This window comes from uncultured Thermanaerothrix sp., from assembly GCF_938028735.1.
Taxonomy (GTDB): Bacteria; Chloroflexota; Anaerolineae; order Anaerolineales; family Anaerolineaceae; genus Thermanaerothrix.
Genome location: NZ_CALIMF010000022.1, coordinates 18,204 through 38,392, shown reverse-complemented (window position 1 = coordinate 38,392; position 20,189 = coordinate 18,204). Strand labels below are relative to the sequence as shown.

Annotated in this window: 24 protein-coding genes and 1 tRNA gene; 9 read left to right on the top strand and 16 right to left on the bottom strand. The window is 60.1% G+C overall.

The window, feature by feature from the left end:
* The first annotated feature begins 31 nt into the window (after positions 1 to 31).
* The gene (locus tag Q0721_RS10695) at positions 32 to 391 is read left to right on the top strand and encodes a c-type cytochrome (protein ID WP_299029565.1); all 360 of its coding nucleotides are present in this window, start codon (positions 32 to 34) and stop codon (positions 389 to 391) included.
* Between the two features lie 81 nt (positions 392 to 472).
* Here the strand turns inward: Q0721_RS10695 and Q0721_RS10690 are convergent, their stop codons facing one another.
* The 3 genes from Q0721_RS10690 to Q0721_RS10680 form a co-directional block, all read right to left on the bottom strand.
* On the bottom strand, positions 473 to 646 hold the full coding sequence (locus Q0721_RS10690; protein WP_299029562.1) for a hypothetical protein: 174 nt from the start codon (positions 644 to 646) through the stop codon (positions 473 to 475).
* A 45-nt stretch (positions 647 to 691) separates the two neighbouring features.
* Positions 692 to 782, bottom strand: a tRNA-Ser gene (locus Q0721_RS10685).
* 40 nt (positions 783 to 822) lie between these two features.
* Entirely contained in the window at positions 823 to 972 is a 150-nt protein-coding gene (locus Q0721_RS10680) for a hypothetical protein (protein WP_299029559.1), read from the bottom strand.
* Between the two features lie 26 nt (positions 973 to 998).
* On the opposite strand from Q0721_RS10680, the gene Q0721_RS10675 reads away from it, so the two are divergent.
* Positions 999 to 1,493, top strand: coding sequence for a ferritin (locus Q0721_RS10675; RefSeq protein WP_299029557.1), 495 nt, complete (start codon positions 999 to 1,001; stop codon positions 1,491 to 1,493).
* A gap of 48 nt (positions 1,494 to 1,541) precedes the next feature.
* Here the strand turns inward: Q0721_RS10675 and Q0721_RS10670 are convergent, their stop codons facing one another.
* Positions 1,542 to 2,039, bottom strand: a complete 498-nt coding sequence (locus Q0721_RS10670) for a DUF456 domain-containing protein (RefSeq protein ID WP_299029554.1) — start codon at positions 2,037 to 2,039, stop codon at positions 1,542 to 1,544.
* Between the two features lie 3 nt (positions 2,040 to 2,042).
* Entirely contained in the window at positions 2,043 to 3,320 is a 1,278-nt protein-coding gene (gene serS, locus Q0721_RS10665; protein ID WP_299029510.1) for a serine--tRNA ligase, read from the bottom strand.
* 65 nt (positions 3,321 to 3,385) lie between these two features.
* Here serS and Q0721_RS10660 point away from each other — a divergent pair, with 65 nt between their 5' ends.
* Complete coding sequence (locus tag Q0721_RS10660; protein WP_299029506.1) at positions 3,386 to 3,724, top strand: hypothetical protein; 339 nt, start codon at positions 3,386 to 3,388, stop codon at positions 3,722 to 3,724.
* Between the two features lie 172 nt (positions 3,725 to 3,896).
* Here the strand turns inward: Q0721_RS10660 and Q0721_RS10655 are convergent, their stop codons facing one another.
* Both Q0721_RS10655 and Q0721_RS10650 read right to left on the bottom strand, forming a co-directional pair.
* Complete coding sequence (locus Q0721_RS10655; RefSeq protein ID WP_299029503.1) at positions 3,897 to 4,502, bottom strand: response regulator transcription factor; 606 nt, start codon at positions 4,500 to 4,502, stop codon at positions 3,897 to 3,899.
* A 578-nt stretch (positions 4,503 to 5,080) separates the two neighbouring features.
* The gene (locus Q0721_RS10650) at positions 5,081 to 5,617 is read right to left on the bottom strand and encodes a hypothetical protein (protein ID WP_299029500.1); all 537 of its coding nucleotides are present in this window, start codon (positions 5,615 to 5,617) and stop codon (positions 5,081 to 5,083) included.
* Positions 5,618 to 6,473: 856 nt separating this feature from the next.
* On the opposite strand from Q0721_RS10650, the gene Q0721_RS10645 reads away from it, so the two are divergent.
* The 3 genes from Q0721_RS10645 (at position 6,474) to Q0721_RS10635 (ending at position 8,210) form a co-directional block, all read left to right on the top strand.
* The gene (locus Q0721_RS10645) at positions 6,474 to 7,040 is read left to right on the top strand and encodes a hypothetical protein (RefSeq protein WP_299029497.1); all 567 of its coding nucleotides are present in this window, start codon (positions 6,474 to 6,476) and stop codon (positions 7,038 to 7,040) included.
* On the top strand, positions 7,037 to 7,255 hold the full coding sequence (locus tag Q0721_RS10640) for a hypothetical protein (RefSeq protein ID WP_299029494.1): 219 nt from the start codon (positions 7,037 to 7,039) through the stop codon (positions 7,253 to 7,255). The genes Q0721_RS10645 and Q0721_RS10640 overlap by 4 nt, the downstream gene beginning before the upstream one ends.
* A gap of 199 nt (positions 7,256 to 7,454) precedes the next feature.
* Positions 7,455 to 8,210, top strand: coding sequence for a DUF429 domain-containing protein (locus tag Q0721_RS10635; protein WP_299029569.1), 756 nt, complete (start codon positions 7,455 to 7,457; stop codon positions 8,208 to 8,210).
* Here Q0721_RS10635 and Q0721_RS10630 read toward each other — a convergent pair.
* The 7 genes from Q0721_RS10630 to Q0721_RS10600 are packed head-to-tail and all read right to left on the bottom strand — an operon-like array spanning position 8,207 to position 15,725.
* Positions 8,207 to 9,436, bottom strand: a complete 1,230-nt coding sequence (locus Q0721_RS10630; RefSeq protein WP_299029491.1) for an acylneuraminate cytidylyltransferase — start codon at positions 9,434 to 9,436, stop codon at positions 8,207 to 8,209. The genes Q0721_RS10635 and Q0721_RS10630 overlap by 4 nt on opposite strands.
* Complete coding sequence (locus Q0721_RS10625; protein ID WP_299029486.1) at positions 9,430 to 10,260, bottom strand: SDR family oxidoreductase; 831 nt, start codon at positions 10,258 to 10,260, stop codon at positions 9,430 to 9,432. Before Q0721_RS10625 ends, Q0721_RS10630 begins: the two co-directional genes overlap by 7 nt.
* Entirely contained in the window at positions 10,257 to 11,279 is a 1,023-nt protein-coding gene (locus tag Q0721_RS10620) for a Gfo/Idh/MocA family oxidoreductase (protein WP_299029482.1), read from the bottom strand. Before Q0721_RS10620 ends, Q0721_RS10625 begins: the two co-directional genes overlap by 4 nt.
* On the bottom strand, positions 11,276 to 12,742 hold the full coding sequence (locus Q0721_RS10615) for a CDP-glycerol glycerophosphotransferase family protein (protein WP_299029479.1): 1,467 nt from the start codon (positions 12,740 to 12,742) through the stop codon (positions 11,276 to 11,278). Before Q0721_RS10615 ends, Q0721_RS10620 begins: the two co-directional genes overlap by 4 nt.
* Positions 12,739 to 13,743 carry a glycosyltransferase family A protein gene (locus Q0721_RS10610; RefSeq protein WP_299029475.1) on the bottom strand — a complete coding sequence of 335 codons (1,005 nt, stop codon included), beginning with the start codon at positions 13,741 to 13,743 and terminating at the stop codon, positions 12,739 to 12,741. The genes Q0721_RS10615 and Q0721_RS10610 overlap by 4 nt, the downstream gene beginning before the upstream one ends.
* Positions 13,744 to 13,751: 8 nt before the next feature.
* A complete protein-coding gene (locus tag Q0721_RS10605) occupies positions 13,752 to 14,696 on the bottom strand; it encodes a glycosyltransferase family A protein (protein ID WP_299029472.1) in 945 nt (314 codons plus the stop codon).
* A gap of 9 nt (positions 14,697 to 14,705) precedes the next feature.
* Positions 14,706 to 15,725, bottom strand: a complete 1,020-nt coding sequence (locus Q0721_RS10600) for a glycosyltransferase family 2 protein (protein ID WP_299029470.1) — start codon at positions 15,723 to 15,725, stop codon at positions 14,706 to 14,708.
* Between the two features lie 108 nt (positions 15,726 to 15,833).
* Here Q0721_RS10600 and xseA point away from each other — a divergent pair, with 108 nt between their 5' ends.
* From xseA to Q0721_RS10585, 3 genes are read left to right on the top strand one after another with little or no spacing between them, the layout of a single operon-like run.
* Entirely contained in the window at positions 15,834 to 17,096 is a 1,263-nt protein-coding gene (xseA, locus tag Q0721_RS10595; protein ID WP_299029467.1) for an exodeoxyribonuclease VII large subunit, read from the top strand.
* Positions 17,089 to 17,337: an exodeoxyribonuclease VII small subunit gene (xseB, locus tag Q0721_RS10590; protein WP_299029464.1), complete on the top strand. Its 249-nt coding sequence runs from the start codon at positions 17,089 to 17,091 to the stop codon at positions 17,335 to 17,337. Before xseA ends, xseB begins: the two co-directional genes overlap by 8 nt.
* Complete coding sequence (locus Q0721_RS10585) at positions 17,337 to 17,789, top strand: divergent PAP2 family protein (protein ID WP_299029460.1); 453 nt, start codon at positions 17,337 to 17,339, stop codon at positions 17,787 to 17,789. Before xseB ends, Q0721_RS10585 begins: the two co-directional genes overlap by 1 nt.
* Positions 17,790 to 17,795: 6 nt before the next feature.
* Here Q0721_RS10585 and Q0721_RS10580 read toward each other — a convergent pair whose 3' ends face one another.
* Positions 17,796 to 19,520, bottom strand: coding sequence for an ATP-binding protein (locus tag Q0721_RS10580; protein ID WP_299029457.1), 1,725 nt, complete (start codon positions 19,518 to 19,520; stop codon positions 17,796 to 17,798).
* A 12-nt stretch (positions 19,521 to 19,532) separates the two neighbouring features.
* A complete protein-coding gene (locus Q0721_RS10575; RefSeq protein WP_299029454.1) occupies positions 19,533 to 20,165 on the bottom strand; it encodes a hypothetical protein in 633 nt (210 codons plus the stop codon).
* Positions 20,166 to 20,189 lie beyond the last annotated feature (24 nt).

The following is a 20,189-nucleotide window of genomic DNA, read 5'->3' as shown; positions in this document are numbered from 1 at the left end:
GGAAGATCCCCTGCCCCTACCGCCGCGCTCGGTGCCGCTGCAAGGCGCCGCCTACATTCCCGAACTGGGTGCGCCGAGCAACCCCGTGCCAGCCGATGAGGCTTCAGTGGGACGGGGCAAGGTCTACTACGACGTGGCCTGTGCGTTGTGCCATGGCCCCGAGGGCAAGGGCAACGGGTCTTTCTCGGGTTTCCTGGTCGTGTACCCCCCCGCCAACCTAGTGGCGCCGGATGCCAACGCGCGCCAGTTGAGCGATGGCGCCATCTTCCTGACCATCACCAACGGCATCGAAGGACGCATGCCTGCGCTGATCGAAAACCTGCCTGATCCCACCATGCGCTGGGACGTCGTCAACTACGTGCGCTACCTGCAGCGCCAGGCCGCACCTTAGCCATCCTCTCCCCTTCCTCCCCACTTTTGCGCACCGACCCGCAGTGAAAGCGGGTCGGTGCGATTCATGCGCTTTTTGTATTTATAGCACCTGGATGACAGCATCGTGCCGCAGTTGGCAAGGCCGTTCAAAACTCAACTCAAGTTGCGGAGTGAACACAAAGCCGCCAATGGTGTGCGCCGCCTCGAAGGGCGCCGTGCCCTGGAGCACGGTATTGACGTCCTGGGCAAACCCCAAAAAGTACCAGTAGTGCACTTTGTCACCAAGAAAACAAAACCGCCCGGTGGTTCCGGGCGGGAGTGGCGGAGAGGGCGGGATTCGAACCCGCGGTACCTCATCGGTACACGCGCTCTCCAGGCGCGCGCGTTAGGCCAGGCTACGCTACCTCTCCGTAGGCACTTGCGGGCCATTTTCTCGCAAATGCATTTTAATTATAATCGAATTTGCAAGCCGTGAAGCCCCACCCATGCCGAGAGAAACAAGCCGACGCGCACGCCACGCCCCTCACTAAGCCAGGTTGTACGACCACGTCCTAGGCCTTCCTTACCTGTGTTATAATGTACTTGGAGCACTTTGCTCAAATTTTGTCTCATAAGGAGTCAAACCCATGGCGCTCAGTAAAGCCTTAAACGAGGCCATTAATGCCCAAATTGGACGCGAACTTGCTGCTTCGCTTCAGTACACCAACCTCGCCGCCCACTTCGATAGCCACGCCTTCCCCAAACTGGCCGCATTCCTCTACAAGCAGGCCGAGGAAGAACACGAGCATGCCCTGCGTTTCATCAAGTACGTGGTCGAGGCCGGCGGTACAGTGGCCATCCCGGCTGTACCCGCCCCCCAGCCCTCGGTCAATAGCATTGAAGAGGCTTTCCGCCTCGCGCTGGATTGGGAAGAGGAAGTGACCCGCCAGATCTATCACCTGGTGGACCTGGCCGTGGCGGAAAAAGACTACCAGACCCGTCACTTCCTGGATTGGTTTGTCGAGGAGCAACTGGAAGAAGTCAACACCATGGACACCCTGCTGCGCATCGCCAGCCGCTTGGGTGAGCAGAACAGCACCTTGCTGGAGCTCTACCTGCCCGAACTGACCGACGAGGACTAGCACGGCTATGCAGGCCACGGCGGGCACCCCAGGGTGCCCGCCCGCGCTTTAAAGCGCCAGCCACCACAGCAACCACAGCCCAATCATCAGCAAGGCGATCAGCGCGCGCACCACCACTGCCCAGCCACATCCCACGGCCAGCCCGCGCGTCGAATCTAGGGCCTTATGCCAATCGCGCAGGCGCAAGTACTCCACCACAAAGATACCCACCAGCGCCAGCAATAGCCCGCCCAGTGGCGGCCAAAGCAGGCTGCCCACCAACGCGCCGAGCAGTGCCACCCCCACCGCCACCCACGAGGCCCCACTCCGCCGTGCGCTCCCGCCCATCAGCACATTGTCCACCACACTGCCCACCAGCATCAGCAGTGTGATTAGCGCAAACAGGGCGATCCCCGCGCCTTGGAAGCCCATCACCAACCCATACACCAACGCTGCCGCCCAGATTATCACTAAGCCGGGCAGGATGGGAAAGATCACCCCTAACAACCCCACCAGCATGAAAGCCAGCAGGATGAGGGGGAAGGCCACCTCACGTAGCACATCCATCGGCTAACCCTCAGGGCGAATGATCTCGATGCCGCCCATCCATGGGCGTAGCACTGGCGGCACCACCACCGAACCATCCGGCTGCTGGTAATTTTCCAGCACCGCAATCAACGTGCGCGGCAGCCCCAACCCTGAGCCATTGAGCGTGTGCACCAGGCGGGCCTTGCCACCATCGGCAGGGCGATACTTAATATTGGCTCGCCGAGCCTGGAAATCGGTCACGTTGGAGACCGAGGAAACTTCCAGCCACTCCCCGCAGCCCGCCGCCCACACTTCGATATCGTAAGTGATGGCCGCGGCAAAGCCCAGGTCGCCGGTGCACAATTGCACCACGCGGTAAGGCAGCCCCAGTTCGGCGCAAGTCTGCTCGGCATCTGCGCGCATCTTCTCCAATTCACGCAGCGAATCCTCGGGCTTGCAGTAGATGTACATCTCCACCTTATCGAACTGGTGGCCGCGCTTGATGCCCCGCACGTCCCGCCCGGCGCTCATCTTCTCACGGCGGAAGCACGGGGTGTAGGCCGTGTAACGCAAGGGCAACGCCGCCTCTTCCAGAATTTCATCCATATGCATGCCCGTCAGCGGCACCTCCGCCGTGGGCACCATCCATAGGTCCTCTTCAATATCGCGGTAGAGATTATCGGCAAATTTGGGCAACTGTCCCGAGGCGAAGAGCACCTCGCCCTTGACCATGAACGGCGGGTACTTTTCCAGGTAACCTTGGCGGATGTGCAGATCGAGCATCCAGGCAATCAGCGCCCGTTGCAAACGCGCCCCTGCTCCGCTGAGGATGTAGAAGCGCGAACCGCTCAGTTTGACCCCCCGCTCAAAATCCAGAATGCCCAGGCGCGGCCCCAGTTCCCAATGCGGCAGAGGGGTAAAATCAAAGCGCGGGGGTTCACCCACTGTTTTGATTACCACATTGTCCTGCTCGCCGCTGCCGTAGGGCACTGCTGGGTCGGGCAGATTGGGCAGGGTCGCCACCAGGTTGCGCAGGTCGGTTTCCACCTGGCGCACCTCATCGTCCAGCGCGGCAATGCGCTCGCCCACCTGGCGCATGGCCTCGATTTTGGCCTGACGCTCGGCGGGATCCTTCAGCCGCCCGATCTCCCGCGAGACGGTGTTGCGTTCGGCTTTGAGTGCCTCCACCTCGGTGAGCAGGGCGCGGCGGCGGGCGTCCAATGCCAGCACCTGGTCGACCGCCCCCGTGTCCATCTGGCGGGCACGCAGGGCTTCGCGCACGGTATCGGGATGTTCACGAATGAGATTTAAGTCCAACATTCAGGCCACCTCCATGTGGAATAAAAATCCCCTCGCCTGCGCAGGACGAGGGGGAGCATCTCGTGGTGCCACCTGCCTTCGCCACCAACCCGCGGGGGTTAGCGACCTCGTTCCGGGGGATAACGGCCCCTACCGTCCTCCTTACCGCCGTGCTGCACACGGCGCCTGCAGAGGCGACCGGCCTGTACCAACAGGCCACCGGGGTGGAAAGCATCCGCGTCTCGGCCGGCTTGCACCTGCCGCCGGCTCTCTGCACGAGCGCCGGATGCACAGTCCCGGGTGGGTCTTCTCGGTCTACCCGCATTATACCGAGGGTAGAAGGAATGTCAAGGGCGCGCTCAGCGTGTGTTTATCTCAAAATTGGTTGGCGGAACTTAACCGCCGGTACTTATGGGCAGTTGTAAGTAAAGCCGCCAGAGATGCTGGTTTTTGCTAGTAAAGCAGAGACTCCCCAGCTTTTGGACGGACTCTTTGCGAACCTGGTCACCTCTTGGGTTTTCAGGGGGCAAGTTGGAGGTGTAAGGGGGTATCGGGGAAACTCACGGGTTAGCGCGTTTGTAAGATCTTTGTAAAGCGTTATTGCCCCGATATGGCATGGAGGATCTTTTGGAGTAAATCCAGAATGGCAGTTTCATCTGCGAAAGGAGTTGCAGAAATCAACCAGGCAGGGGAGATGCACAGCAGAGAAAATCCCAGTATAAAAATCAAAAGTGATATCCACTTTTTCCAAGCACTGGTCGCTGTGAGGTACTCCGCCAGACCAATCCACGCCATGAAGCCCAGCACGGGTACCAGAAGCCAATTGCGTTTTGTAAAGATCCAAATAAGGCCGAAAGTTATTAGGAGTGCTGTTACCGCCCACTTTCCGGCAGAAGATCGTAACGGTTTTGCGGGGCCATCCTCAACTTGCGTGCCTCGGTGGTCAGGCGCAGGGGCCTCGTTTGCTTCTTTAGGCAGTGTTTTATCGGTGGCACTGCTCCATCCCATTTGGGTTAACTTGATGACCGCTTCGGTTCGAGAGGTTACGGCCAGTTTTGAATATATGGAACTTAAGTGGGCTTCAATGGTGCGATTTGAGACACCCAGGGTGTGGGCGATTTCTTTGTTGCTTTTTCCCTGGAGCAGTAAAACCACGACTTCAATTTCGCGGTTGCTAAACATTAGATCAGGATATTGCTCCATGACTTCTTAATTATGCCCAGACTGTGGTATTTAATGTCAATGCATGATTTAAGTTTACCCCCTCTTAGATGTCTGATGATGACGGTTTTGGCAACTTGGGTGTGGAATGCATTACTAACGGTTGCATTATCAAGACAGTTTTTTCGGAAAACCCATAACAAAGAACAACTCTTAGTTCATTTCTAGCACGCGTATAAGTGACCAAAAGTCGGGAGCTGGCGAAGGTAATTTCATGCATCATTGGCCAAGCCATTGTCGGATTTGGATCAGTTTTTCCAGAAGGATACGATGATTATCTGAAGGCATCTCGTGGGACACCATAATTATTAATAGAGCCGGTGATAGGCAAAGCGCAGAGAGGCTAAAGATGAAGATCAGCAAGGAAAGCTCCTTTGCCCACCTGCGTTTAGTCGTTAGATACATGGCCAAACTCGACCATACCAAGATTCCAAAGATGACAACCAACGGCCATGGTTGCTTGGACATCAAGAACACTATGCCGAATGTTATTAGTAACGTGAGTGTTACTCCGATCCAAGCCGAAGAAGGTTGCTGAAGCAGGGAGAAAAGTGACTTCTTTACCATCCTGCGTTTCCCCAGTAGGAACCATCTGAAAAGACATACTGATCCACCCAGGGGTAAAAATTCCATACACAGCCCATTCCGGGTGCAATCTCGCAGAATGCGCCTTGGGTCCAGGCACGATATAGGGCTTGACCCTTCCCGCCTGACTCGGTGCTTCCAATGTGCCCGTTAAACTGGTATATGGGAAAATTGACCGTTCCCCAACGCGTGCGCGACAGGCTGGTGATCTTTTGAGCATCATAACACCAGCTAATCTCTTGAGCATAAGTGGCTACCTTGATTCGTAGAGAATTGTAAATATCAATGCCTTTGGTGAATATTTTACATCCACCAGCAGAGATCACATAAATACCTTTAGGCAGCTGAATCTCTGAAACGCTCTCAAACGGGATGGCAATGTAATAGGTGCCCTGGGGTGATCGCTTCCAGTTATGGGTGTTTGCCTGCAGTCCATTTGCGTTTGCAGTCCCCAGGTTTAGGAATAACAACAACGCTAAAACCACCAACATAAAAATGAGTTGTCTTATCATAATCCTTGCCTCTATATTGGATTGGTTCTGAAGACCTTCCTAAATTCGTATGGTAAAACAGTAATGAGAGCATTTCAATTGTGGATTTCCGAATCCAAGAATTATGGTTTGATCCATTGCAGGGAATAACTATATCTCTTCTACCCCAAGAATATGGATAAGAGTGCTACTCCTATTTATCTTGCCCTTGTTGTTGTCGAGATAAGTTGGACTGACCGGGGCCTGGTCATCTCGGTTTAACCCGCTCAAACGATTCCGCAATCTGATCGGCAACGACTTGAATCTCGGGCGGAATGGCACGCTGAACGATATCTAGGGAATCCAGGCTGATGGCGAGGATCATATCATCTGCACGGGTTTCACAAGCCTAGTTATAGAGCACCGGGTAACCTCGCTTTGGTAGACCAACACTTGGTGGGGAATGATCTTGCCCAGAAAATTAATATAGTCCTGATCCAGCACCTCTCACCCGCGCCTATCCCGCTACGTGGGATCGAGACCTCCGTCTCATAAATGAACTTAAACCCGATAGGGAGTTCAAACCCCGGTGTAGTGCGACTGGCAAGACGACGAAATGGGTCTCTTCACCGCTGATATTCCAATCGGGTGGAAAGGAAAAGGCAAAGCCATATTTAGCGACTGTTTTAAAACAGGTAAAAAGTGGGGGTTGATAGCATTTCCGGGGCGATTGGCGAATCGCCCTGCAAACAAAACTTAAAGCAAAGGTGGCTTGATGATACGCGCCTCAGTCTGATTTTACCAGTGGTTGCACCGGAGCAATTTCTCAAACCCGAGCGGTGTGCTCACCCGCAGTGCAAAGGCCAATCCTTGCGGATGCGCCAGGAAGCGCCGAAAGATGAAACGGAGACGGTTTTTAGAAGGTTATCGGACGAAAGCCCTGGCCAGTGTGAAGGGCACGGGGAAATGGCGGCCGATCGGGATCGCGGTGGATGCCCGCACCGGTTGGGTACTGACCATCGGCCAACTGTCTGGCGAAGACGCCCAAAGTGTGCAAGAATGGGTCGCTCCGATCGCCGAGAGCATGCAGGCGCGAGTCCTGGTCAGCGAGGATGCGGATACCTTCAAGACGGTTGCCGATCGGCCAGGCCTATTCCAGCAGGTGGGCAAAAGTCACGTCGTGCGCCGTACCGAGGCCTTGATCGAGCACCTGCCCAGGCCATCCCAACCGGTACAGGTGGTCATGCCTTGGCCAGCCTCGGGATCGCCCCCCAACACGCCCTGGCCGATTTACAACGGCTCAGCGAACGGATCCATACCCGGCTGCCCGAGCAACAAGCCATCCTTGAAGGCTTATACCTGCGCGATGCCAGAGCCCCCGCGCCGCGCCCTGGGCAATCAGCCGGCTTGGCTTACCGCTTACGCAATCTGTTCCTCGACCGCTGGAGCCTGTGGCTGCGTTTGACCTTTTATCGCACTCGGCAGGATGCTAACGAAGATAACATCCTGGATGGCACCCACAATGCCAGCCAGCGTGCCATTGGTGGGTGGATCGAGGAACGCTATCGTACCATGTGGGGCTACCAACGCCAACAGTCGGTGCTCAACGTCAGCCGTTTGATCGCCTACAGTGGCAATCACCTGGCTCAAGGCGTGGATCTGACCCATTGGGCGGCGTGATCTCCAGCAAATGCCCATAATCTGCCTATTAGAGCGCCTTGTCCCTGACTATTTACCAATCTTGAAACAGTCACCTCAGCGCTACCCAGCGCAAGGGAAGACAGCGCGGTGATCCCCCCGGCCCATACACGTTTCTGCGCAAACTCCCGTCCTCTTGCCCGTTGCCTCACACCGCACTTTGGGCTAAAGTTAAAGCGTGATGCCGGCTTCCGCTTCCCCTCTCTGCGTGGGCATTGACCCCGGCGGCGGGCGGCCGCCCTTCTGCTACGCCGCCTTGGATGCCGACCTGCGCCTGCTGGCCCTCGGCACGGGCCGCCTGGCGGATGTGCTCGCCTTCACCGCTGGTCAGAGCCGCGCGCTGGTCGCCGTCAATGCGCCCCCACGCCCGGTACACGAGCCGGCCGTGGCCAACCCACCGCCACCCACACGGCGGGCGCACGTCCCCCTGCGCCCGGCTGAGCGCCTGCTCCAGGCCAGGGGGCTGCCCACCTACCACACCCCCGCCCGCGCCGAAGACGCCCCGCCCTGGATGCGCCGCGCCTTCGCCCTCTACCAACGCCTGGACGAACTGGGCTACCGCCCCCACCCCCATCCCGAGGCACCGCGCCAGTGGCTGGAAGTGCCCGCCGAAGCCGCCTTTGCTGCGCTCCTGGGGCAAGCCTCCCTCCTCCCGGCCCATCGCCTGGAAGGCCGCTGGCAACGCCAAATTCTCCTCAGCGATGCCGGGCTGGGTATTGCAGATCCCATGCGCTTTTTCGAAGAGATCACCCGCCACCGCCTGCGCCGCGGGCAACTGCCCCTGCATTTGATCCACAGCCCCAGCGAACTCAATGCCCTGGTGGCGGCTTACACCGCCTGGCTGGTGCTCCACCACCCCGAGCAGGTGCTCACCCTGGGAGAGCCGGCCACGGGGCAAGTGGTCATCCCTCAGGGCAGATCGGATGGAGCCGACTAAGCGCGCGTCTGCTGTCGGTGCACCAGCAGGTCGCACAACTCGCGCACTGCCCCATGCCCACCGGCCCGGGAAAGGATGAGGTCGGCGGCACGCAGCACCTCCGGCTGAGCATCCGCTGGCGCCACTGCGCACCCCACCAGCGGGAAGCAGGGCAGATCGTTGATGTCATTGCCCATGTAGATCACTTGGGCGGCCTCCAGCCCGCGTTCGGCCAGCACCTGACGCAGCGCAGTAGCCTTATCCCGCACCCCTTGCAAAACGGGCAGGCCGATCTTGCGACAGCGCGCCTCTACCACCGGGTTAGTCTCCGCCGAGAGCACCAGCGCCTGGATGCCGGCCTCCACAAGGCGGTGGATACCGATGCTGTCGGAGCGGTAAGCGGCCACAAACTCATGCCCCTCGCCATCCACCCAAACACGGTTATCCGTCATCACCCCATCGAAATCAAACACCACCAGCGCTACCCGCTCGGGCAGGGGGCGACGCGGCGTCGGCTGGACCATATCCAGCCCACCGAAATAAACCAGCCATTCGGCGCGCTGCCAGTCGGTGGGGGTATCAATATCCACCGTGTAGCGCGGGTCCACCTGTAACGGCAGGATCACCGCTCCACTCATCGAGTGCTTCTCCAGAATGGTCGCCGTGCGGATAGCGTCAATATGACCAGTTTGCCAGAAGACGAGAGGTAGGCTCTGGCGCGGCGCGTTGTAGGGTTCGGGGACGCCGGGCAGGCTCAGTAGAGGCTGCAGGGCCCCGCTATGGGGATCAAGGCGCCACATCTTGAAGGGATTTTGCCCCGCCGGCACCACCCCGCGTACCGAATCGGCTGCCGGGTGCGCCAGCAGCAAGCGCACGGCCGCATCCACCAACCCGCGTGGGCGCACCGGCGAGGTGGGGCGCAACTGCACCACTATATCGGGGTGATAGCCTTCGTGCTCGGCCAACCAGCGCAGGGCGTGTTCAAAAACGGGCAGGTCGGTAGTATCATCCTGCGCCAGTTCGGGCGGGCGCAGGAAGGGCGTCTCGGCGCCGTAGGCCCGCGCCACCCCGGCAATCTCCACATCGTCCGTCGAGACAATCACCCGGGTGACCGTCTCGGCCTGGCGCGCCGCAGCAATGCTGTAGGCAATCAGGGGATGCCCGGCGAAAAGGCGGATGTTCTTACGCGGGATGCCCTTGGAGCCCCCTCGCGCCGGGATGAGGGCAAGCACTTCAGGCGCTACCATGCTGTCCACCCTCCGTCTACAATCAAATTGGCGCCGGTCATGTAGGAAGACGCATCCGAGGCCAGAAAGAGCAGTGCGCCGTTCATCTCGTCCTTACGCGCCATACGCCCCAGGATGGTGCGCGCGGCGTACTGGCGCACAAATTCCTCGTCGTGCTGGTTGTAAACGCCTCCCGGCGTGAGCGCGTTCACTCGAATCTGCGTCCCGGCGTAGTAAGCCGCCAGGTACTTGGTGAACCCCAGCACGCCGGCCTTGGTCACGGTGTAGTAAACCGGCTTGTAGCCCACGCGCTGACCATCTGCGCGTACGTAGATGCGCTGGTCAGGGCCGGTCAGCCCGTAGGTCGAGCAGAGGTTGATGATGCTGCCCTTGCCCTGCGCCAACATGGGCTGCACACACGCCTGGGTCACCAAAAAGATGCCAGTCAGGTTGACCGCCAGCGCCTGGTTCCACAGGTCCAGCGGAAAATCCTCAAAGCGTCCGGGAACGATGCCGCGCGCCAGTGCCTCTGGGTCAAATTTAGGGTCCAGTGCGGCGCTGTTGACCAAGATATCCAGCCGTCCAAAGCGCGCCAGGGTGGTGGTCACTAGGTCGCGCACCGCCGCCGGGTCGGTCACATCCAGACGCACGCCCAAGGCAGGATAACCCTGAGCGCTCAGGTCTGCGGCCACGGCCTCGGCCGCAGCCGCCTGAATATCGGCCACCACCACCGCTGCCCCGGCCTCGGCCAAGGTGCGCGCAAACTCGCGCCCTAACAGGCCGGCCCCACCAGTGACCACAGCAACGCGGCCATCCAGTTTGAACAAATCAAAGATCGACGTCATACCCCTCCCTCAAGGGCAGTGGATAAGAACTCCTCCAACCGTATGCGCCGACCGCGACGGCTGGATTCGTGCGCCGCCAGGGCAATCGCCAGCGCCTGAATACCGTCCTCCAGGGTGCAGTAGGGGGCTTCCTCCCCGGCCACCACCCGCCGGAAGTGGCGCAGTTCGTCCAGAAACATGTCGTTGCGCTCAAACCCGCTCGGCGGCGTGTAGGTCTCCCAGGTCTCGGTGCTGGCGCGGTAAACGCGGCAGGTGCCGTAGGTGTTATCCCAGCGGATCATGCCCGCTGTGCCGATAATCTCCAGGTGATGATTGGGTGGGCGCTGAATGTAATCCAGGTGCACCTGTGCCAGCGCACCGGATTGGAACTGCAGGCTGATATCCGCCGTATCTTCCACCGGGATCTCCAAATCGCCCAGCGTGGCCAGGTTGGCACTGACGCTCTCCACCTCGCCGAGTAGCCAGCGCAGGTAATCGAAGGGATGGCACAGCGTAAGCACCACCCCGCCCCCCAAGTCGGGACGGGCGGCGTAACTGCGGCGATAATCCTCCCAGGGGTGCCAGGCGGGCAGATACTCGCCCCAATGGGCGCGCACATGCACCGGACGGCCGATGGCGCCTTCCTCCAGCCAGCGCTTGACGCGACGCAGGCTGGGATGGTAGCGAAACTGAAACCCCACCAGCACCCGGGCGCCACTCTGGGCCACTGCGGCGCGCAGGTCGGCCACGCCTTCCAGGGTGTGGGCAATGGGTTTCTCCAGTAACAAGTGACAGCCACGCCGTGCCGCCGGGATGGCCACCTCCAAGTGTAGGGCGGTCGGGTTAGCCACGATCACCGCATCCGGCTGATGAGCCAGCGCCGCTTCCAAATCCGTTTCCACCACGTAGTCCTTTAGCTCATCGGTGGGCAGGGTGCTGCGCTGGGTGCGGTAAAAGATCAAATCCCGCTCTCCCAGCATGAGCAGGTTGTGAAAGTGACGGCGCCCGATAGAACCAAAACCGGCAATCAGCACTTTCATTCCCAACCTCCTGGAGGGCGCTGCAACAGCGAAAACAGGAATTCACCGGTACGCCGCCCCGCCGAGCCGTCGGTGAAGGTCACTTCGTCGCGGACGAAGCGCTGCCGTTTCTCGTGATCAGCCTGTGGATTTTGGAGATAATGGTTGAGCGCGGCAACCAGTTCGCGCTCGTTCAGCGCCACCTTGCCTGCCCCCGCCCGGCGAAAGCGCAGATGAGTTGGCCAATTGCCGATTTTAGAAAGCGGCAGCGAGTACTTGCGCGGCACGTTCCAGCCGCCGGGCACATCCAGGCACACGCTGACGATGGGGCGGTCGTGGATGGCTGTCTCCACCACCATGGTCGAGTAAACCGTGGTGAACACATCCGCATGCGCCATCATCGAGGCCTTTTCGGGCATGTCCTCACCCGAGTAGTGCCCCAGTTCGCCCCCCAGCGGCACCGGTTCCACCACGTGCACGTGGGGCAGTTCGCGCGCCAGGCGGCGGATTTTATCCGCCTCGTTGCGGAAGAGATGAACGTTCCAGAAGTGGTTGGGGTGCAGGCGCACCAGCAACTGCGCTGGTTCAGCCAACGCATCACTGGCAACCAGGCGCGCCAAGGCTTCCACGTTCTGGTAATTGGGCGAGAACGAGACAAAACTGCAGGCATAGGCGATCAACTTGCGTTGAGGGTCGAGGCCATGAAGGCGGAAGTAATCTTCGCGCGGCATCTCCCAGGTGCGGCGGAAATAGCCATCGTACGAGGGGATGCCGCCAATGTGTACGCGTTCGGGAGGCCAATCAGACCCCAGCACCAGTTCTTCCTTCTGAATGGCCGACCAGCAGGTGATCCAATCCACCGGGGCGCCGGGCAGGCTGTAACTGCTGGGGTTATCCCAGCCCACCACCACCGCGGCCGTGCGAATGCCGCGCGCAGCCGCCTCGCGCAGTAAGTAGCGATCCAGGCGCCAGCCCGGCGTGGCTGCCACCACCAGATCGGGCTGGTAACGCTCGAAGAGATCGGTGTACAGGCCAGGGGTATAACGCAACTGGGCGCGGCGCAGGGCACGGCGCGCCGCGCGGCTATGGCGCAGCGCCAGCACCGCCAGCAAGGCCAGAGGTAGAAAAACGCGGCGGCGGTTGCCCGCTTCCACCACCACCTGGCGGATGTAACTATCGGTAGCGCCGGTGTTGATGCGCCGCGAACTGCCCACACGGCGCAGGAAGCCCAGCCACCACTGCCACTCGCGGTCATGCTGCTGCTCATAGGCGCGCGCCTGCGCCAGGCGCAGGCCCTCAAAGGTCAGGCCAGGGCGACCAAAGCGCTGGGCCAGTTGCGTGGTCAGGCTGTCGTCGCTGAGCACAATCACCTCAGCCCCAGCCTCGAGAAGGGTGGGGACGACATCACTTTGCAGAAAGTACACCACGGCCAGGCCGTGATCGGCAGAGATGAAAATACGTGGCTTCTGAGTGTTCAGGGTCATCGCTCCGAATAAATTTCGTAGAGGGCGTTATAAAGGCGTAGGAAGTAGCGTCGTAAATGGCGCGTACGGGCCAGCTTACCCAGCCAGCGCCGCGGCAAGCTGCCTTCCACCTCGGGAGTGGGAGGCGATGGGGGTGGTAGTGGTGTGCTGAGCACGGCTTCCACCTCGGGCTGCAAGTGCGGGTCGAGGGTGTTGCCCATATGCACCACCCAGGGCTGCAGGGTCGAAAGGTGCAAGCGTCCCAGGTCATCAATGCGCTGGTTGAAGACACGATCTTCTTCAGGGGAAAGCCCACGCGTAGCCGGGAGAGGCAAAACTTGGTGTAACACCTCGCGGTAAGCAATGAACTGCATATGCGAGGCCCCTAGCACTGCTGCTACCCCCCGAGTGTTGCGCACCACCTGCAGGGGCGTATGTAGATACCGCTGGTGCAATTCCTCCGGGGCATTGATGCCGCGACAGTACTCTGCTACCACTTCGGGCTCGGCGGTGTGGGTTTCAATCTGGTGGGGGGCAAAGAGACGCTTGGCAGCCTGCCCTTCCCCACGCAGAATGTCAGAAAAGCACGGTTGGGCCGTCACGATACCGGCGTGTGGAAAGCCCTCCAATATATCTAGGCTGGCCTGTAGCCAACCGCGGCGAAAGAACACGTCAGAATCGGAGTATCCGATAATGGAATTGGGCAGTGCAGCGAAAATCCAATTGAGAGCACCCGTCTTGCCAAGATTGACCTCGGAACTAACCAGCCAGCGAATCCAGCCTGCCGCCTGCATCTCACTAAGGAAACCCTTGACCTCACGGCAACTACCATTATCAAAGACCAGCAGGTCAAAAGACATTTCAGTATGGGCATGCAGGCTCATCAAGTGAGCACGCAAGATGGTCAGCCCATGCTGAAAGTAACCCTCCAGATGGGGAATGAAAACCAATGAGGCCAGTCCAATCCTTTGTGGCGTATAGGCCGGGGTGTCAATTCGCGCCGGATTTTGCCCTATGCGCATATGCACCTCTAACGGTCATAATACAGGCGAAAGATCGCATCGTGGAGATTGAGTAGAACTACGCGCAACGGCTTCCAATCCCAAAGCCGGCGCGAAACACGTGGCGCAGTGGACGTTTCGGGCTGACGAGTCCCCCGCAGGGTGTTGCTCATATTCATCACCCGCGGCTCGGTCAGCATCAGTCGCAGGTAGCCAGCCTGATTCATGCGCTCATCCAGTTGCTTCACCTGCCCCATCGGGCGATCCATATCGAAGGGTAAAAATTCGGCCAGGACCGACTTATAGGCCACAAACTGCCAGTGCGAAGCGCCAGCAATGGCACTCACCCCCCGATAAGTGAGGCGGTAGCAGGTATCTTTCTCAAAATCCTGACGGATCACCTCAGGTTCTTGCCCCAATGAGCGTGCAAACTCATAATAGGTCTCCCAAGGGATAAACTTACCCTCTTCCACCTGGACTTCGGGGTGGCTGTGCGCCCAGGCTAGGGTGTGGGTCAGATACTCGCGTTTGGTGATAAAGGGACGGCTGGTGACCATGCCCACACGGGGGAAGGTCTCCAGCAGGCGCACGCTCTCGCTCAACCAGCCGGGGTAAAAGAGCACATCGTTATCGGCATAGGCGATGATCTCACCCGGCGCGCCGCTGAGGATGATGTTCCAAGCCCCGCCCTTGCCTAGGTTCTTCTCGGAAAGCCACAGGTACTGAATGTGCCCGGCACGCTGCTCGGCCAATAGGTAATCCTGCACCTCGGGGCAACTGCCGTTATCAAAAACCAACAGGTCAAACGGCAAGCCGGGCTCCTGGCGCGCCGAATCCAGGCAGGTGCGCAGCACGTCCAGCATCTCGGCATAAAAACCGCTCAAAAAGGGGATGTAATTGAGAATCGCCACCGTGATGCGCTCTGGGCGCGCCACTTGGTGGACGAACTTGGCCGGATTCTGACCTACCCGCATTCCTAAACCTCAGTAAAGCACGCGATAAAGCGCCCGATAAGCGCGTATTAACCAGGGCCGCGTGCGTGGGCTCTGTGCCAACCGTTTCAGCCAGCGCCAATGCAGTTTGCGTGGAATATCCACGTCCTCGGAAAGAGATTTCGGGGGCGTGTGCTTCCCAGGTAACTGCAAACGGTCTAACTCCGGGCGAAGAATCTCATCAACGGTATTGCCCATGTGATAAAGATAGGGGCGCGTTGTCGTTAGGTGAAGATATCCACGGCGATCTAGTTCTACATCCTGATAGGTATCTTCATGGCGGCTGAGTTGCAAGGTCGCCGGCAAGGGAAGAATCTCCTGCAACACCTTGCGGGGCGCGAGAAACTGCTGATGCGAATTTCCTCCCAAAAAAGCCTGAACCCCTGTCTCCACGTTGGTCACCCGATCTAAAGGCATGTTCCGATAAAACTGTTCACGCTCACCCTGAATGCCGCGACCGCGACAGTATTCATCCAGAATCCAAGATTCTGCTTTAACTTGGTCGAACCGGAAGCGGGGATCCTTGGTCTGACGAAACGCCGTGTTCCCTTTATCCTCTTCCCAATCCGGAAAAACCACTTGGGCACCAACCATCCCGATGTTGGGAAAACTTTCGACGATCTTCCAGGATGCTTCGAGCCAGCCAGCGCGGAAGAGCATATCCGAATCAGCATAACAAATCCACTCATTCGGCATACCCCCCAAGATAATATTAAGCGCACCTGTCTTGCCCAGGTTGTGCTCTGAGAGAATCAACCAATCAATCCAACCTGCCTCGTGCAGACTCTCTAGTTCACGCTTGACCTCTACGCAACTGCCATTGTCAAACACAAGGTAATTAAAAGGCTCCGACGTGTACTGATGAACGCTCGCCAAATGATAGCGAAAAACTTCGAGGGAATGGGCAAAATATCCCTCTTGGGATGGAATGTACACAATGGTCGCAATGCCCAACCGATGCGGCTTGTAAGCAGGAACACCTAATTTCGCCGGATTCTGACCTACCCGCATACCCTCTCCTGACCCGCGGAGTTGCCCCGGGCCATCTTGTATTCTACCACACCCCGCAGCCCTCTCCCCGTTGACAGCCAGGAATGGCCAGGGTATCCTTGAATCGTCATGGCGTTGGAGCAACTGGATCTTTTCCCCCGTACGGCATTGAGCGTGAGCGCCCTCACGCAGTACCTGCGCACGCTGTTGGAAAGCGATGACCTTTTGCAGGATGTGTGGGTGCAGGGGGAAATCTCCAACCTCTCGCGCCCCACCTCGGGCCACATTTATTTCACCCTCAAAGATGAATATGCCGCCCTGCGCTGCGTCATCTGGCGGGCACAGGCCCAGCGCCTGCGCGTGGCTCTGCAGAACGGCCTGGCCATCGAGGCGCATGGCTACATCAGCCTCTACGAGCGCGATGGACAGTACCAACTTTACGTGGATGCCCTGCGCCTGGCTGGTGAGGGGCTGCTCTTCCAGGAGTTCCTGCGCCTGAAGGCACGCCTGGAAGCCGAGGGGCTCTTCGAACCCACCCGCAAGCGCCCCATCCCCGCTTTCCCCCAGCGCATCGGCTTAGTGACCTCACCCACCGGCGCCGCGCTCCAGGATATGCTCAACATCATTCGCCAGCGCTACCCCCTCGTCGAAATCGTGCTGGCCCCGGTCAGCGTGCAGGGCGAGGAAGCCGCTAGTGAGGTGGTACGCGCCATTGCCGACCTTAACCAACGGGAACGGCCTAGCCTGATTATCGTGGCCCGCGGCGGTGGCTCACTGGAAGACCTGTGGGCCTTCAACGATGAACGTGTGGTGCGCGCCATTGCCGCTTCCCAGGCCCCAATCATCACCGGCATTGGTCATGAGACCGACTTCACCTTGGCCGATTTCGCCGCCGACCTGCGCGCTCCCACCCCCTCGGCCGCGGCCATGCTGGCCACACCGGATGGCGCGGAACTGCAGCACAAGGTACGCCAGTTGGAGCGCCGCTTGGCCAGTGCTTTAGAGGCACGGGTGCAAGAGGAGAAGCACCGCCTGCTGCTCTTGCGCCAACGCCTGGAACGCGCCTCACCGCTGCGCCGTGTGCGCGAAGACCGCCAGCGCCTGGATTACCTGAGCACCTGGGCAGCGCACCACATCACCAGCGCCCTGCGCCTGCGCCGTTTGCACCTGCAGGGCCTGCAGGCGCGCCTGGAATCGCTCAACCCACGCGCTGTGTTGGCCCGCGGGTACGCCATCCTGCAGCGCCCCGACGGACAAACGGTGCAACGAGTGCACCAAGCCGCGGCGGGCGAGATCCTGCACGCCCACCTGGCCGATGGCTACCTGAGCACACGGGTGGAATCCTTGCATCCTCACCCCCCGCCACCCCCGGAAGGAGGAACCCATGCCTGAGCCCTGGAAAGCCGTGGAGTCTCTCTCCTACGAAGAAGCCTATGCTGAACTGGAGCAACTGGTACAGCGCCTGGAAAGCGGCCAACAATCGCTGGAAGAGGCCATCCGCCTATTCGAGCGGGGGCAGGCGCTCATCCGCCACTGCCAGGCTCTGCTGGACCAGGCCGAATTGCGCGTGCGCGAACTCGGGCCAAGCGCCGCGCTGGAGGACGAATCCCCTGAGGAGGAGGCACCCCTCTGATGGTGTGGAATGAACTGCTGGCCAACCGTCCCCTGCTGGCCGGCCTGCTGGCGCTCTGGCTGGCGCAGTTTCTCAAAGTGCCGATTGATTACTGGGTCAATCGGCGCTGGAACTGGAACATGTGGTTCAGCATGGGGGGCATGCCCTCCTCCCATGCGGCACTGATGGTGGCGACGACATTGGCAGTGGGGCTGTACCATGGCTTCGATCATCCGGTCTTTGCGCTGGGGGTGGCCATCACCATGATTGTGTTGTACGATGCGGCCGGGGTGCGCCGCCAGGCCGGGGTGCATGCGCAAAAACTGAACGTCCTGCTGCAAGAATTATTCAGCGGCCAGCCGCTCTCGCAGGAGCGTCTTAAGGAAATGCTCGGCCACACCCCCCGCCAGGTGGCGGTGGGCAGCCTGCTCGGCGCTCTCATCGCGCTGGGCATGTGGTGGTTGTGGCGCTGAGGGAGATTAGAACCCCAGTTTCTTCGTCGCCTCCTCCAGGCTGGCAGGCATTTGATGAGACGCCCCCAGCAGCTCTTCCCAGAACTGGGCGTCGTAGCGGCGACTGCGGATGGGAATGGCCATCGGCACGCCCCAGCCCATCACCAGCACCTCCTCGCGCGGCTGCAGGTGCGTGAGCATACCGCGCAACTGGTCGCGGTCGGCCAGGCCGGAGAGCACGGCGTGGATGTCGCTCTCATCCCCCAGCCAGCCGCTGATGCGCGTGCCCAGTTGTGACATTACCTCATCGTAAATCTGCGAGGGGCGCTGATCCACCACCAGCAGGGTGACGAAGTACTTACGCATCTCGCGGGCGATGGTGCTGAAGGTGGTCTGCCCGGCCAGTTCGCGGTTGAGCAATTTGTGCGCCTCTTCCAGCACAATGACCAGCGGACGCGGCGGCGGGTTCTGGCTCTTATCCGAGCGGAAAGCCTCGGTCTTCTTGACCCACGCCTCACGGATGTGGCGGGTGAGCACGTTGGTCACCAGCAGGTAATCCAGATCGCTCTCGTAATGGCCAAACGAGAGCACCACATGCTGACCGGCCTCCAGCAATTGGATGATCTGCTGGATAGTGGCGCCGGGCGGTGGGTCGGCGACAATGTAGGGCTTCTCGAACAGGCGGCGCAGTTTGTTGTGCAGGCCTTCCGCCGCCATGACGTTGGTGCCCACCGCGTTGGCCCAGTAGGCCACGCTGTTCGGCGCCGGCACCTTCTTGCCGTCCTCATTGGTCACTTCTGCTCCCACCTCCATCTGGCGAAACTCGTGAAACCACCGCTCGCCAAACGATTGCACCAGCGCGGCCAGGGTGGTGGGCGTGGTCTCTTTGAGGTTCAATTCGCGCGTCAGCATCTCGATATCTTCGGGCTCCAGATCGCGCTCGGCCAGGACAAGGTTGAAATCGGGGCTGCGGCCGTGGATGCGGGCGTCGCTTCCCAAGCCGACCACACGCACGCGCCCAGGGAACTTGGTGCGCAGGCCGATGACCGGCTCGCGCGTGTCCGAGGCAATATCATCAAAGCCGTATTCGTTGTGCATATCGAAAACCAGCACCGCCGCTTGGTTGTAGTGAATCAGGCCGGCCAAAATCATGCGGGTGAGGAAGGACTTGCCCGTGCCGGTAGCGCCAAAGATGCCTGCCGAGCGCTGAACGAACTTCTCCAGGTCAATCGGGATGGGGTGCCCCTGCTCGCGGGTGTAGCCGAGGACGAAATTGCGCTCGCTTGGCTCGCCGAAGATCTCGGCCACATCCCCGGCGCTGGCCAGGCGCACGGTGGCATGATGCAGGGGCACGGTACGCACGCTGAGGATGCGCCCACCCGCGGGGTGTTCGCGCGCCCAAGCGTCGTACTCCGGGGTGCCCGGCTCCGGGCCGATCTCCGCCATCAGTTTGGGCAGCACCTCCAGATTGGTGTAGAGCGTTTGCCCGTGCAGTAGATCCACCAGCCCGCTCGGCAGGCGCGCCTCGGCCGGCTCATCAGCAAAGCGCGGGTCGGTGGCCCCCAGTTGGAGGTCCACCACCGTGCCGTAGAATTGCCAATCGCCGGAGCGGATGGTGACGAAACTGCCTTCCTGGATGGTTTGAGGGGAGACGGTCAGACGCACGCGTAGCGTACCCTGCAAACTGCCGCCCACGACATAACCAATGGGACGACTTTCCTGATCGGAAACCGAAAGTGGGGCTGTGGTCATGGTGGAACCTCCCTAGAAATCCAATGGGGTATCGGCCAGCGTCTTCAGCACGGTGGTGAGGGTAGCGTAATCATCGCGCAGCAGGGTGATCAGTTCGCGGGCGGCCTCGCGCGCCCACGCCGCATGGCCGGCCTGCTGGTGGCAGGCGTGGGCTTGCTGCAGGTGTGCCGCCAGCAATTCATCAATGGGCTGATCGGTGGCGCGTAGGATGTGGCGGAAGTAGCCAAAGCGCCCATGCATGGTGAAGCGGCATACCTCCTCCGGCGTGCAGGCATACAACACATGCAACACCAGTGGGGGGCGCGGTGGCAGCAGGTGACTAAGCGCCCCCGCGCGCTCGTAGCCCACGAAGAGCACGCCGATCTCTAGGGGTAGGTTGCGGTTGTACTGGTTATCCAGCACAACGCTGGGGTCAGGCGCTTCGCTGATTGCCACCTGGCGCGTCAGCCCGTCATCAAAAATCTGCACATTAGCCACCAGGCCGTAAACCTGATAGGCATCCTCGACCGGCAAGCGCACTAGGCTGCCCAGGACGGGCAGGTTGGCCTGCCCGGCGCGGCAACCGACCACGCAGCGGGTGTTATCGGCGCGCAGCACGCGCCCAATTTGCAGGGGGGTGGAAGGGGGCAGGAGATGTTCGCTCATGGGATCGCTCCAACGCATGAGAAT

Coding starts and splice junctions, on each gene's coding strand:
- Q0721_RS10585 (WP_299029460.1), top strand. CDS start 17,337: ATGGTGTGGAATGAACTGCTGGCCAACCGTCCCCTGCTGGCCGGCCTG.
- Q0721_RS10645 (WP_299029497.1), top strand. CDS start 6,474: ATGAAACGGAGACGGTTTTTAGAAGGTTATCGGACGAAAGCCCTGGCC.
- Q0721_RS10600 (WP_299029470.1), bottom strand. CDS start 15,725: ATGCGGGTAGGTCAGAATCCGGCGAAATTAGGTGTTCCTGCTTACAAG.
- Q0721_RS10575 (WP_299029454.1), bottom strand. CDS start 20,165: ATGAGCGAACATCTCCTGCCCCCTTCCACCCCCCTGCAAATTGGGCGC.
- Q0721_RS10610 (WP_299029475.1), bottom strand. CDS start 13,743: ATGCGCATAGGGCAAAATCCGGCGCGAATTGACACCCCGGCCTATACG.
- Q0721_RS10635 (WP_299029569.1), top strand. CDS start 7,455: ATGCCGGCTTCCGCTTCCCCTCTCTGCGTGGGCATTGACCCCGGCGGC.
- Q0721_RS10605 (WP_299029472.1), bottom strand. CDS start 14,696: ATGCGGGTAGGTCAGAATCCGGCCAAGTTCGTCCACCAAGTGGCGCGC.
- Q0721_RS10615 (WP_299029479.1), bottom strand. CDS start 12,742: ATGACCCTGAACACTCAGAAGCCACGTATTTTCATCTCTGCCGATCAC.
- serS (WP_299029510.1), bottom strand. CDS start 3,320: ATGTTGGACTTAAATCTCATTCGTGAACATCCCGATACCGTGCGCGAA.
- Q0721_RS10580 (WP_299029457.1), bottom strand. CDS start 19,520: ATGACCACAGCCCCACTTTCGGTTTCCGATCAGGAAAGTCGTCCCATT.
- Q0721_RS10655 (WP_299029503.1), bottom strand. CDS start 4,502: ATGGAGCAATATCCTGATCTAATGTTTAGCAACCGCGAAATTGAAGTC.
- Q0721_RS10620 (WP_299029482.1), bottom strand. CDS start 11,279: ATGAAAGTGCTGATTGCCGGTTTTGGTTCTATCGGGCGCCGTCACTTT.
- Q0721_RS10630 (WP_299029491.1), bottom strand. CDS start 9,436: ATGGTAGCGCCTGAAGTGCTTGCCCTCATCCCGGCGCGAGGGGGCTCC.
- xseB (WP_299029464.1), top strand. CDS start 17,089: ATGCCTGAGCCCTGGAAAGCCGTGGAGTCTCTCTCCTACGAAGAAGCC.
- Q0721_RS10650 (WP_299029500.1), bottom strand. CDS start 5,617: ATGATAAGACAACTCATTTTTATGTTGGTGGTTTTAGCGTTGTTGTTA.
- Q0721_RS10625 (WP_299029486.1), bottom strand. CDS start 10,260: ATGACGTCGATCTTTGATTTGTTCAAACTGGATGGCCGCGTTGCTGTG.
- Q0721_RS10670 (WP_299029554.1), bottom strand. CDS start 2,039: ATGGATGTGCTACGTGAGGTGGCCTTCCCCCTCATCCTGCTGGCTTTC.
- xseA (WP_299029467.1), top strand. CDS start 15,834: ATGGCGTTGGAGCAACTGGATCTTTTCCCCCGTACGGCATTGAGCGTG.
- Q0721_RS10675 (WP_299029557.1), top strand. CDS start 999: ATGGCGCTCAGTAAAGCCTTAAACGAGGCCATTAATGCCCAAATTGGA.